Annotated in this window: 10 protein-coding genes; 5 read left to right on the top strand and 5 right to left on the bottom strand. The window is 43.0% G+C overall.

Annotated features, from left to right (window positions below; all coding sequences use genetic code 11):
• Positions 1–114: 114 nt before the first annotated feature.
• Both J1N51_RS03410 and J1N51_RS03405 read right to left on the bottom strand, forming a co-directional pair.
• Positions 115–1,110: an alpha/beta fold hydrolase gene (locus J1N51_RS03410; protein WP_208832588.1), complete on the bottom strand. Its 996-nt coding sequence runs from the start codon at positions 1,108–1,110 to the stop codon at positions 115–117.
• A gap of 182 nt (positions 1,111–1,292) precedes the next feature.
• A complete protein-coding gene (locus J1N51_RS03405) occupies positions 1,293–2,426 on the bottom strand; it encodes a flavohemoglobin expression-modulating QEGLA motif protein (RefSeq protein ID WP_208832587.1) in 1,134 nt (377 codons plus the stop codon).
• Between the two features lie 423 nt (positions 2,427–2,849).
• Here J1N51_RS03405 and J1N51_RS03400 point away from each other — a divergent pair, with 423 nt between their 5' ends.
• The 4 genes from J1N51_RS03400 to J1N51_RS03385 are packed head-to-tail and all read left to right on the top strand — an operon-like array spanning position 2,850 to position 8,742.
• Positions 2,850–5,252 carry a phosphoketolase family protein gene (locus tag J1N51_RS03400; protein WP_208832586.1) on the top strand — a complete coding sequence of 801 codons (2,403 nt, stop codon included), beginning with the start codon at positions 2,850–2,852 and terminating at the stop codon, positions 5,250–5,252.
• 41 nt (positions 5,253–5,293) lie between these two features.
• A complete protein-coding gene (locus J1N51_RS03395; RefSeq protein ID WP_208832585.1) occupies positions 5,294–6,712 on the top strand; it encodes an MBL fold metallo-hydrolase RNA specificity domain-containing protein in 1,419 nt (472 codons plus the stop codon).
• A 12-nt stretch (positions 6,713–6,724) separates the two neighbouring features.
• Positions 6,725–7,519: an LOG family protein gene (locus J1N51_RS03390; protein WP_232842850.1), complete on the top strand. Its 795-nt coding sequence runs from the start codon at positions 6,725–6,727 to the stop codon at positions 7,517–7,519.
• 53 nt (positions 7,520–7,572) lie between these two features.
• The gene (locus J1N51_RS03385) at positions 7,573–8,742 is read left to right on the top strand and encodes a lipid-transfer protein (protein ID WP_208832584.1); all 1,170 of its coding nucleotides are present in this window, start codon (positions 7,573–7,575) and stop codon (positions 8,740–8,742) included.
• A gap of 27 nt (positions 8,743–8,769) precedes the next feature.
• On the opposite strand, the gene J1N51_RS03380 is transcribed toward J1N51_RS03385, so the two are convergent.
• Together J1N51_RS03380 and J1N51_RS03375 are read right to left on the bottom strand one after the other, a co-directional pair.
• The gene (locus J1N51_RS03380; RefSeq protein ID WP_208832583.1) at positions 8,770–9,192 is read right to left on the bottom strand and encodes a VF530 family protein; all 423 of its coding nucleotides are present in this window, start codon (positions 9,190–9,192) and stop codon (positions 8,770–8,772) included.
• Between the two features lie 9 nt (positions 9,193–9,201).
• Positions 9,202–9,540: a PBPRA1643 family SWIM/SEC-C metal-binding motif protein gene (locus tag J1N51_RS03375; protein ID WP_208832582.1), complete on the bottom strand. Its 339-nt coding sequence runs from the start codon at positions 9,538–9,540 to the stop codon at positions 9,202–9,204.
• Between the two features lie 237 nt (positions 9,541–9,777).
• Here J1N51_RS03375 and J1N51_RS03370 point away from each other — a divergent pair, with 237 nt between their 5' ends.
• Entirely contained in the window at positions 9,778–11,682 is a 1,905-nt protein-coding gene (locus J1N51_RS03370) for an aminotransferase class V-fold PLP-dependent enzyme (protein WP_208832581.1), read from the top strand.
• 74 nt (positions 11,683–11,756) lie between these two features.
• On the opposite strand, the gene J1N51_RS03365 is transcribed toward J1N51_RS03370, so the two are convergent.
• Positions 11,757–13,076 (bottom strand): hemolysin family protein, encoded by a 1,320-nt coding sequence (locus J1N51_RS03365; protein ID WP_208832580.1) that lies wholly within the window; start codon positions 13,074–13,076, stop codon positions 11,757–11,759.
• Positions 13,077–13,219: the final 143 nt, after the last annotated feature.

Below are 13,219 nucleotides of genomic sequence, written 5' to 3'. Positions count from 1 at the left end.
GTTTACACAATTGGATTGTATAAATAATATACAGGTCCGTCATTAAATCAACTAAGTACTGGTGAGTTTATTTGCCGACTGGATCACACCATAATGAGTGGAGGAGCCCGAAGTTTATTTTCTCCTTAAAGTTGCAACTTCATCCACAGACTCTAAAACCTTAGCCACAATAAAATCGGGGGCGTCTGCAGACATATTGTGGGTAGAACCTTTTACGACGATATGAACCGAGTTTTTCGAAAGTGCAGCGATGCTCGCTTGCATTTCAGCCCAATCTTTGGAAACTGCAGAAAGGCGAGGGTTGTTTGCATAGGCTTCGGGATCGTGGCTAAGCACAACAAGCTTTAAGTCTCCAAAGTCATAGTTAAATTCTGAAAGTGGCGTGTAAAAGCCTTTTTCGTTTCGGTAAGTAGACAAAACATGAGCGTAGCGAAAGCTCGAATAATAATGATCTACACGCTTATCCGTCGCATTGTCGTAGTGTTTGAACAGGTTTTTAATAGCAGTAAAGCCGACTAATGCATTGGCGTACTGCCAGTTTTTGACAGAGTCAGAAATAGGGTCGAGTTTACCGCGCATAATACCATGTTGGTTTTCATGGGCAGAATCCAACAAAATTAGGCTTTGTAGATTTATCTGGTGATTTAGTTGATTGCGAGCGAGTGTGCGCCTAGCAATGATTCCTCCGTATGATTTGGCGACTAACACGACCGGTTGGTCTTTGGCGATGTGTTTTATGAGGGCTTGTTGTAATTGTGATTTGTCGTCGGTGGTAAAATCCGTTGGTACGTCAGCACTGCCACCGTGACCCAATCGGTCGTAATAGCAGGCTGTGAAGGACTTTGGACTTTCTGCAAGCTTGTCAAATATCGGTGACCAGGTTTGTTCTGAGTCTGAGCCAAAGCCGGTTTCAAAAATTACAAAAGGCGCATTTTGTCCCTGACAAACATATCTAACGGCATAGTTTTGATAGTCAAAATATTCACCCGGTGTTTCAAAAGTTTGTGTTTGAACTGCAGTAAGTCCCCTTAGCACTCCGTAAATTAAAATCAAAAGGGCAATTGATAAAAGAAGTTTATTGCTTGTGAGCCGTTGTCGAAGGGAGACCATGTTAATCCATTAAATTATTATATTTTTCATATTGTTAACATTTTCAAGTTGGGTCGTCAATTTACTATCAATTTGACAACCAACAACTTTTTATAATTACGCATCACCTACAAGAGTCACTATGCAAGTTTTTGAAACTAGCAGTAAATAAGGTAAAGGAAATCTAATTCTAGTTAAGCGCTTTATCTTATCGCGTGTGAAATAAACTCATTGATTTTGTCATTCTTAACAGGGTTGAGAATTGCAGGACTTATGTGTTTGGGTGCACTTAAAAATCCTTTATCAATTAATCGAGTGATTAACGGTAAGTGTTCAAGCGACACTTTACCAGCGAGTAGATAATTAAAATTGGGTTCGTTTTCATAGGCGTTAAGCATGTTATGTAGACCTTGCAAGTACAAGTAGTCTTTGGTGAAACCGCCGCCTCGATAGGCCCTAGCTGTAATAGTGAAGGCAAGATTTGGATCTACTCTGTATTGCTCAAGCAGCATGGTAAAAGTGCGTTTGAAGTCGCTGTCTTTTAACATTGAATCCACGGCCAAAACTCTTAAAGCAAGTACTTTAAGACGAGGTAAAGACACACAGCCTGCTAAGTATTCACATAAGATGGCGATGCCTTCTTGCGTCATGGTGTTGAGTGGACTACCCAGATTTAAAGCTCTTATAGGTTGGGCGCGAGAATTCAAGGTGGTGACCAAGTGCACACCAATTTCATGGTGTGCAAGCGCCTGCGCTTCGACCAAAGCGATCTTGGCATTTGTGTTCACTTTAATCGTTGTCCCAGTGACCAAGGCATTAGCAATCATAGAGTCATCAATCACTATTTGATGCTGATAGCCGTGCTGGTTAGCAAAGTCACCCATAAGCGACACCACAGCTTCTGCATTTAATGGCTCTTGTTCAAGCTCACCTAACTCACCTGGCAAGTGCAATAGAAACTTCGCATTTGCGATGTCTTTTTGGTTTGGCTCACCGTAATAACGCAAACAGTTGTAGACAAAATTAGGTGTGCCAACGGAGTTAAATTGATCAATTTTATCTACGTAAGATTCAATAACATCTTTATAGAAAGTGACTAAATCTTCATCGCCTAACGAATCTATGGGAAGATTGAAAAGCTTGCGCTTTCTCTCGAAACAATCGAGGCGTGTATCTGTATACACAAATTCCGGATTTTGAGTAAATTTGGATTCAAAGAACGCGCTTTTAGCCTGCTGAAAATTAAGCGGGGCTACTGCACTCAGAATATTGATCCCTTGCACTGTATCATAGAGAGCGTCGTCAAGAGCCTGAACTTGTTGAGAAATAGGTTGCATACGTGATTAAAAGGCTAGATTTTGTTCATCAAGTTTGAATCAAAAGCCTTAAAATTACTACTAATAACGTCAATAAACAGGCAAATAGGTCCCATGCCTACTTACACTTCCTTGGCACTATATTAAGTGGACATTGTTCATTACGCTGAGATTGAAGTGGTGTGTTTAATTTAATGATCTAGATCAATCCATCCTTATTTATTTTAATTTCCTTTAAAAATCATGTTTTTAACTGAATTTACAATGCAATAAAGTCACACTATCTTTAACAGAGGACATTGCTTCTATTGCTCAGGTTGAAAAGCCTGAGCTACTTTTTAAGGACATCACTGCAATGGTTTGATCGCTATTGTGTTTATTTTTGTATTTATCGTGGCTATGGCTGTGGCGGCCTCGGTGAAGAGTTACGTAAGAGGACTCGCTATGAAAGACGCTACAAAACTCGATACTCAAGCAATCGACCCCATATCTGATAAAGAACTCGGATTAACTCACGATTTATGGCGGGCATGTAATTACTTAGCGGCCGGGATGATTTATTTAAAAGACAACCCTCTACTGCAAATCCCCTTGAGCAAAGAGCATATTAAAAAGCGTCTATTAGGGCATTGGGGTGCAAGTCCTGGCCTATCTTTTATGTATGTTCACATGAATCGACTTATCAACAAGTATGATTTAAATGCAATTTTTTTGGCAGGCCCTGGTCATGGCGCTCCTGGTGTTATTGCTCCGGTATATCTGGAAGGAACATACAGTGAGATATACCCTGATGTTGGTCAGGATATAGAAGGCATGACACACCTGTTTAAACGTTTTTCGTTTCCGGGGGGAATCGGCAGTCATTGTACTCCAGAGCTACCAGGTTCTATTCATGAGGGTGGCGAGCTGGGATATAGTATTTCTCATGCTTTTGGCGCAGCCTTTGATAACCCCGATTTAATTGTGACGGTTGCGGTTGGGGACGGAGAAGCCGAAACGGGCCCATTGGCGACATCGTGGCACTCTAGCAAGTACATTAATCCAATTCGAGATGGGGCGGTTTTGCCCATCCTTCACTTAAATGGCTATAAAATTAATAACCCGACTTTACTTTCTAGGATCCCAAATGAAGAGTTAGGTGCTTTGTTTAATGGATACGGCTGGAAGCCAATTTTCGTCGAGGGTGACGACCCTGTTCATATGCACCAAAAAATGGCTGAGGCGATGGAATCTTGTATTCTAGATATTAGAGAGATTCAACAAAATGCTCGTAACGCTGAAAAGGTAAGCCGGGCTCGTTGGCCAATGATAGTGTTAAGAACACCCAAAGGCTGGACCTGCCCAGAAAAAATTAACGGTCATAAAACACAAGGCTCGTGGCGAGCCCATCAAGTGCCTCTCAAAAATGTTCGTGATAACCCTGAAAACCTAGCGACATTAACATCATGGCTTAAAAGCTATGAACCACAAACCTTGTTCGATGAAGACGGTAAGCTGGTGGCCAAGCTACAGGCACTGTTGCCTAAGGGGCAAAGACGCATGAGCGCTAACCCCCACGCCAATGGCGGGTTAGTAAAGAAAAATCTCAGGCTGCCAAATTTTACCGATTACGCCTGTGTCGTGGACCAGCCTGGAACCTCCTTTGCCTTCAACACCAAACCTCTTGGCGCCATGCTTCGAGATGTAATGGTAAAAAACAACAATAACTTTCGGGTATTTGGGCCTGACGAAACCACTTCAAATAAGTTGGACGACATCTATGAAGTCAGCAAAAAACTCTGGTTGTGCGAGTACAAGCCAGAAGATGAAGACGGCGGCCACCTAAGCACTGATGGGCGCGTGTTGGAGATGTTGTCTGAACATACACTAGAGGGCTGGTTTGAGGGGTATGTTTTAACCGGTCGACATGGTTTTTTTGCGACGTATGAGGCGTTTGTCCATGTTATCGACTCTATGTTTAACCAGCATGCAAAATGGTTAGCTATTGCCGAAAGCTTGAGCTGGCGCGCACCTATTGCATCGATTAACCTTCTCATTACCTCTACGGTGTGGCGCCAAGATCACAATGGGTTTACTCATCAAGACCCGGGTTTTCTCGATTTAGTGGTGAACAAAAGCCCTAGCGTGACTCGGATCTATTTACCGCCAGACGTCAATTGCTTGTTGTCGGTCGCGGATCACTGCCTAAAAAGTCAAAACGACATCAATGTCATTGTGTGTGACAAACAATCGCACATGCAGTACCTAGATACCCAAAGTGCCATTAAGCATTGTACTAAAGGATTGGGGATCTGGCCCTGGGCCAGTAACGATGAAGGCCAAGAGCCTGATGTAGTGATCGTCGGTTGCGGGGATATCCCGACCAAAGAAGCCTTAGCGGCAACCGCGTTATTACGAGAAACCTTTGATGACTTAAAGATCCGCTTTATCAATGTCGTCGACCTTTATCGCTTGGCGCCAGAGTACGCCCATCCACATGGCTTATCGGATGCTGACTTTGATAGTTTGTTTACGGTCGACAAACCGGTCATTTTTAATTTTCATGGCTATCCTTGGTTAATACACCGCCTCGCATATCGTCGAGCTAACCATAATAACTTACACGTTAGGGGTTATATTGAGCGTGGCAATATCAATACCCCGCTTGAGCTGGCGATAGAAAATAGAATTGATAGGTTTAGCATCGCCATCGATGTGATAGATCGGGTTGAGAAAATCAAAGTACGAGGGGCTCATGCCAAACAAGCGTTTCGCGATCGTCAACTTGAATGTTGTCAATATGCCCATGAACACGGCGTCGACATGCCAGAAATAGAAGAGTGGGTATGGCCTTACGGCAATAAATAAAGGCCAGTGAAACGTCAATAAAAATAAATGGAGAATGCCTCATGGCAAAGCTTACTTTTTACGGTGCGATTGAAGGGGTCACTGGCTCCATGTATTTGCTTACGACAAAACAGAGTCGAATTTTATTAGACTGTGGGTTGTTTCAAGGTCGAAAAGAAGAAGAAAAAGCCAATAGAAAACCTTTGCCATTTTCTCCTTCACAACTCGATGGTGTGGTCATCTCTCACGCTCACTTAGACCATTCTGGTCGATTGCCCTTATTGGTAAAAGAAGGGTACAACGGGCCTATTTTTATGACCAAACCCACCTGTGACCTAATTGAAATTTTGTTAAAAGACGCAGCTTCGTTGCAAGAGCGAGACGCAGAGTGGGAGAACAAACGACGCAAGCGCTCGGGCAAACAACCTGTCGAGCCCTTATATGTCGAAGAAGAGGTCGACGACGTCATGGAGCTGTGCATTGGTGTGCCTTATTATCACAGGTTTAATATCACCGATGATGTCGAACTCAGGTTTTCTGATGCGGGTCATATCTTAGGCTCTTCGATCGTCGAGCTCATAGTTAATGAATCAGGTAAACAGAAGAAACTGGTTTTTTCTGGCGATCTGGGTAATTCACAAGCTGCGCTGTTACGCGATCCCGATATCATCACCGAGGCCGATATTTTACTGATGGAGTCGACTTATGGTGACCGAGACCACAGGTCCATCGAGGAGACGCTTGATGAGTTTGAAACTGTGATCACAGAAGCATCCGAAAACGGCGGCAACATACTGATCCCGTCTTTTGCAGTTGGACGGACTCAAGAGATCATTTTTCGACTTGGAGAGTTGTATCAAAAAGGCAAACTCCATCAAAAGGCGATTTTTTTGGACAGCCCAATGGCGATTGCCGTCACTGAGGTTTATCACAGGTATCAAGATATTTACAATGAAGAAGACAAGCGAGAGATCATAAAACACACCGAACCTACACGGCGAAATGGCCAGAGCTTACATTCGTATTTACCTGTGCTTAGGTATTCCACCAGTACCAAAGAGTCAATGCGCTTAAATAACATCGACAGTGGGGCCATTATTATCGCTGGTAGTGGCATGTGTAACGGCGGGCGGATCCGTCACCATCTAAAACACAATTTATGGCGAAAACGCTCCCATGTGATCTTTGTTGGCTTTCAAGCAATGGGAACACCTGGAAGAACTCTTATCGATGGCGCAAAACAAATGAAACTAGCCGGAGAAAACATAGCTGTGCAGGCACAAATTCATACTTTAGGAGGCTTCTCTGCTCATGCGAGCCAATCACAGCTATTAGACTGGCTGTCACATATGAAAGAGGCAGACCCAAAGGTCTTTTTGGTACACGGAGAAGAGTCTGCAAAAGTCGTTTTACAACAAGCGGTAAAAGCGAACGGCTTTGATGTGACGATTCCTTCACTTGGTCAAGAGGTTGTGTTTTAACATGGTGGTACAATGAAAAAAGGTAATAAGACTTCCCGATTTTCGACCGCGATGGATGCGGTAGAACAGGCTAAATTGGGTTGTGAGTCGCCATATGCGGCAAACCGACTGGCATTTTCTGATCATGACCTACTGCTCAAAGACGAATTGAGAGGTATAAGGTTACAACTCGAATGGATGAAGCCGGACTTAGCATTGGACGAGCAAGATATTTACTCGACGTTGGTGATTTTTGGCAGTGCGAGGTTCAATACGTCTTCTCAAAGTTGTAATGATACACAAAAAGGGTATTACGACACTGCAAGAGCATTGGCTAAGAAAGTGTCCGAGCTCTCATTGGCGCACGGTGGTAACGAGTATGTCGTGACTACAGGCGGTGGACCTGGGATCATGGAGGCGGCAAATCGAGGCGCTGCTGATGCAGGAGCCAAAAGCATTGGATTAAATATCGTATTGCCACGTGAGCAAAGACCGAACCCGTATGTGTCACCTGAGCTTTGCTTTCAGTTCCATTATTTTGCGATGAGAAAAATGCACTTTTTGAAAAGGGCAAAAGGCTTAGTCGCGTTTCCAGGTGGGTTTGGCACGTTAGATGAACTGTTTGAAACACTAACCTTGTTACAAACCAAAAAAGTCAGCTCGTTACCTGTGATTTTAGTGGGGCGTGCGTTTTGGCAGCGGGTCATTGATTTTGACTTTTTAATTGAGCAAGGCGTGATTGCAGCCGAAGATACACAATTAATGCAGTTTGCGGATAACGCCGACGAAGCTTTTTCTCTCCTCAAAAAGGCTTGGGAGATAAAGTAGCGGCTCGCGATAATGTGTTACCTTTAAAAGAATTAATAAAAATTAGGTGAAAAATGAATAATGTAATTGTTGCTGGCGTAGGGATGACCAAGTTTTGTAAACCAGGTCAACAAGAGCCTTACCGAGTTATGGCCGCCAACGCGATTAAAGATGCAATCACAGATGCAGGGATTAATGTTAGTCAAATAGAACAGGGCTTTGCATCATACATATACGGAGATAGTACTTGCGGGCAGCATGCGTTTTACGATGTAGCTCAAAGTGGTATACCAATCATTAATGTAAACAATAACTGCTCTAGTGGTTCTACTGCGTTGTATTTAGCGAGGCAAGCGATTTTATCCGGCGAGATAGAATGTGCAGTCGCGTTTGGATTTGAAGAAATGCAACCAGGCGCCCTTGGTACACATTGGGATGACAGAGAAAGCCCATTTGAGCGAGTGAATAAGGTTTACGATCAATTTGATATTCCTAATGCACCGATTGCACTTAGAGCATTTGGCGCTGCGGGCCGTTACTACATGGAAAAATACAATGTCTCTCGAGACATATTTGCCCAAGTTGCAGTGAAATCGCGATCACACGCTGTTAACAATCCATTGTCATTGTTTACCAAACCAATCTCAGTCGAAGACGTTCTTAATGATAAAGTGATTTTTGATAATTACATGACCAGAACAATGGCTTGCCCGCCAACCTGTGGTGCCGCTGCTGCCATTCTCTGTAGCGAACGCTTTGCTCAAAAGCACAACATTAAAAATGGCGTAAAAATCTTAGGGCAAGCGATGGCGACAGATACTCAAGCGTCTTGGCAAGATCCAATCTTATCTGTTGGAGCTGGCATGACCGCAAACGCCGCTGAAAAAGCATTTAACATCGCCGGTATTTCACCACAAGACATAGACGTCATTGAGTTACATGATTGTTTTACCACCAATGAAGTGATCAGTTACGAGGCGCTCGGGTTATGTGGAGAAGGAGAGGCGATAAAATTAATCTCTGACAATGACCATACCTATGGCGGTAAATTTGTAATTGGGCCTTCGGGTGGTTTGATGTCAAAGGGTCACCCAATCGGGGCGACAGGCATTGCTCAGTGCGCTGAACTGACTTGGCATTTACGAGGTCAAGCAGGTAAAAGACAAGTTGCAGGGGCTAAATTAGCGCTGCAACACAACGTAGGTTTAGGTGGCGCTGTTGTCGTTACCATTTATGGAAAATAAACAAAAAGTGACGATGGCTATTATTTGTTAGGAGTTAGTTCGGCCCCAAGGGTTAGATGGGGTCGAGGCTTTCTGACGCATGGCACGCTCTCGGTTTTTTTTCTGTTTGTTGTATTTAATACGCTCCGCGTCTTCTAAGCTCAACTCTTTGGGTGCGCGCGGTTTGTCTTCTGGTGGCACGATACGGTCTCGCGGTGGTAGGTCATATTGGTCATCGCTGGGTTTTGGTAAGTTTTTAAACTTATACATATAAAATGCTTCGACTGCTTCTTTTGCCCACTGCGTTTTGTTTAAAAACTTACAGCTAGATGCAATACTCGGCTTGGTTTTAAAGCAATTTATATTAATGTAAGCACCCATAATTTCCCACCCGTAATGGTCAACGAGTTCGTTCAATATGGCTTCGAGGCTCTTGCCATGCAAAGGATTATTTTCGTAAATGTTTGTCATTGTGAGCCCTTAGCCGCAGCACTTCTTGTATTTTTTACCGCTACCACATACACAAGGCTCGTTACGAGAAGGGGTCTTGTCTACTTTGACGGTCGTCGCTTTGTTTAAAATAGTCGTGAGTTGTTCGATGGACTCTTGTGCATTGTCCGACGAATCAATCGTGATATCTGCAAATAGCTGGTGCTCGTTGAGTAGTGCCTCGATTTCTAACTTACGCTGCTCAGAAGTTACGGTAAGCTGCAATGGGTATTTCTTGCTGCCTGCTTTTTTGGTTACTTTTGGTTGAAAACTCTTGATGTGGCTTTGGCGAGCGTCTTGACGCCCCTTGAAAAAAAACTTGTCTGACATTTACACGACTCGTGGGAAATTTAATGGCGTGGATCATACCATATTGAGTTCTATTTATTTCCATTTTCCTTTTCGGTACTCAAAATAGCTGCTTTGTTAAATCATATAGATCAACCTGCTGTTGTAACCATTTATGGAAAATAAACAAAAAGTGACGTTGTTGAATTATTCATTTCACAACTATCAAGTCTTTGTTTATCCTTAGGAACACTTTATGATTTATAGGCTTTAATTGTTATGTTACCTCTGTTTCGAATCTTGGTAATTGAGCAAGATCCTACCGTATTGCAAGAACTTGCAACGAATCTCACCAAAACTGTCGCGAATTTTGAGCGACAGGATATCGATATTGATTTTATTGAATGCTTAGAGCTATCAAAAGCGTTGGAATTTATCCAAGAGGACGGTGATATCCAAGCTGTTGTCTTGAGCTGGGATATCAACAAAAAAAGCGAAGAGCGAACTTACAGCCAGTTTATCGAGCGTTTGAAAGAGACTCGCATTGAGCTGCCTGTGTATGTCATTGGTGATGATACCAAGGGCCTAGAGATCGTAAATGAGTCTGAAGATATTGAGTCTTTCTTTTTTAAAGATGAAGTGATCTCGGACCCTGAGGCCATTTTAGGTTACATGATCAACGATTTTGATGACCGCTCTGAAACGCCATTTTGGACTGCGTATCGCCGTTATGTTGGCGAGTCGAATGACTCTTGGCATACACCGGGTCACAGTGGTGGTTCGAGTTTTAGAAACTCACCGTATATCAAAGACTTTTATCAATTTTATGGTCGTAACGTGTTTGTGGGTGACTTGTCTGTATCGGTGGACTCATTAGGCTCATTGTCGGACAGTACTAACACCATAGGTCGAGCTCAAGAGTCGGCTGCGGCCACCTTTGAAGTCAAACACACGTATTTTGTAACGAATGGCTCGTCCACGTCGAACAAGATTATTTTACAAACGTTACTTCGAAAAGGCGACAAGGTCATCATTGACCGCAATTGCCACAAGTCTGTGCACTACGGTATTTTGCAATCAGCGAGTTTCCCTGTTTATTTATCAAGTATTTTGTCACCTAAATACGGGATCTTTGCACCACCTTCGTTAGCAGAAATCAAACAAACCATTGAGCAAAATACTGATGCTAAGTTATTGGTTTTAACGGGTTGTACGTACGACGGTTTATTGAGTGACTTAAAGCAAGTCGTTGATATGGCTCATGAGCATGGCATTAAAGTGTTTATCGATGAAGCATGGTTTGCTTATTCGTTGTTTCATCCAAGCTTTAGATATTACTCTGCGATACACGCAGGGGCTGATTATGTCACGCATTCGGCCCACAAAGTTGTGTCGGCGTTTTCGCAAGCATCCTATATCCACATAAACGATCCAGACTTTGATGCGGACTTCTTTAGAGAAATTTACAGCATTTACGCAAGTACATCGCCAAAGTATCAGTTGATTGCATCGTTAGATGTTTGTCAAAAACAGTTGGAAATGGAAGGCTATAAACTACTCAACGCCTTGTTAAATCACGTTGAGGAATTTAAACAACAAACCAAATCGTTACAAAAAATCAAAGTGTTGGGCAAAGACGACTTTATGAAGGTTTTCCCGCATTTTAGTGATGATAATGTCGGCCACGATCCGTTAAAAATCTTAATTGATATCAGCGCGCTACCGTATTCGTTAAAAGACATTCACAAGTTTTTGTTAGACGAAATTGGTTTGGAAATTGAGAAGTACACCCACAGCACGATATTGGTTTTATTGACCTTAGGTGGCACACGCTCAAAAATAATCCGTTTGTACAATGCCCTTAAAAAGCTCGATAGCGGCAAGGTTAAGCTGGCCAAATCGACACGTCGTTCGCGTTTGCCAGAAAAGCTACCAAAAATCGACTTGGCGTGTATTCCAAGTGAAGCGTTTTATGGCGACAGAGAGTCGTTGCCGATAGACAAGTGTAATAATCGCATTTGCGCAGGTCTGGTGACGCCTTATCCTCCGGGTATTCCGTTGTTGGTTCCTGGACAGAATATCACTCAAGAGCACATCGACTATTTAAAAGAGTTGGCAGGGCAGGGTTTGACCATTCAGGGTAGTTTTGATGGTGAAATATACGTCCTGAAAAAACCAAGTTAACCTGACGAGTTAACTCTGATTTTTAAATCAAAAAATAAGGCTCCTTGGGAGCCTTACTCATTTTATACGGTGGGTTAACTCACTTGTGAGCTGTCAATTGTTGAGTCTGACTCAGGCTCACTCAACCGAGTCACTAATAACTGCTCCACTCGGATCCCATTAATATCTATCGCTTCGAACTTATAACCGGCATGGTTGATGTAATCTGTGCGTTTAGGGATACGCTTGAGCATGTAGATCAGAAATCCAGCAACGGTTTCGTATTGATTGTCATTTGGAAACTCGGGAATATCGAGTAACTTCATGATATCTACAATCGGTGTCGCACCATCGACCAGCCATGAATTGTTGTCTCTTTGGACGATTTGTTGTTCGCCTTGAAACGTCACCAAATCCCCCATAAAACTACTCATCAAGTCCTTTAACGTAACGATACCGACAACCATTGCGTACTCATTAACCACAACAGCAAAAGGCTGAGCCGCTGATTTAAATTCATTGAGCGCTTCTGAGAGGGTTAAGGTTTCTGGCAGGTAAAACAGATCCTTGTCGATTAAGCTGTCAGTAAGTTGAGTGGATTCGCCCTTTAACAACTGGCGCAATAATTGTTTGGACTCGACTAGTCCAACAAGCTTATCCAAATGCCCATCGCACACCAGAAAATGGTTGTGAGGGTGCTCTAAAATTTTGGCGCTGATGGCGGCGTTATCGTCTTTGATGTCAAAATATACAATAGCATCTCGAGTTGTCATGGCCGTACTTAGCGTTCGCCCTTCAAGCTCAAAAACATTGCCTAACAATTGATATTCTTGTTGCTGCAGTGAGCCGTGCTGAGCACCAGCTTCCATCATGGCCACTATGTCTTCGGTCGTGACAATATCTTCCCGAACGGTTGGAACATTAAAGATTCGTAATACTAAGTTAGTAATACTGTTAAAAAACATGACAAAAGGCGTAAGCGCAAAGGTAATGCCGTTCATTAATCTGACAACTCGTGCTGCGACCGCCTCCGGCATGATCATCGCGATGCGTTTGGGCAGCAAATCAGCAAACAGAATAAACAGAGAGGTTATCGCTAAAAACGATAACACAAAGCTAATTTGCCCAGCTAATGGACCAGAATAAACCAGTGCAACCAATTGTGAGGTATAGGGCGTGAGAGTTTGCTCGCCGATAATACCACCTAAAATAGCAATGGCGTTTAAGGCGATTTGAATCATCGCGAAAAACCGACCGGGATGATCTTGAAGCCGAATTACCGCTTCAGCTTGATCATTGCCTTCGTCGGCCATGACTTTTAATTTGATTTTGCGAGATGCTGCGATAGAAATCTCAGCCATTGCGAATAAGGCACCAAATAATATCAAGATAATAATGCCCAGTGCATCACCCATAAGTTACTCCGACTCTCAGTGTTGTTTCTATGCCAACCATAGACTTACTCAACCTGAAAGGCGCGCAATTATTGTTGAATATTTGCCCTTCAGCAACATTTTTGTTACATGGTCAGCTTGAGATTTTACGATTTGGTTTAGGT

This window comes from Psychrosphaera ytuae (assembly GCF_017638545.1).
In the GTDB taxonomy this organism is placed as follows: Bacteria; Pseudomonadota; Gammaproteobacteria; order Enterobacterales; family Alteromonadaceae; genus Psychrosphaera; species Psychrosphaera ytuae.
Note: the sequence above shows the minus strand (reverse complement) of the source record. Positions and strands in the feature narration are given on the sequence as shown.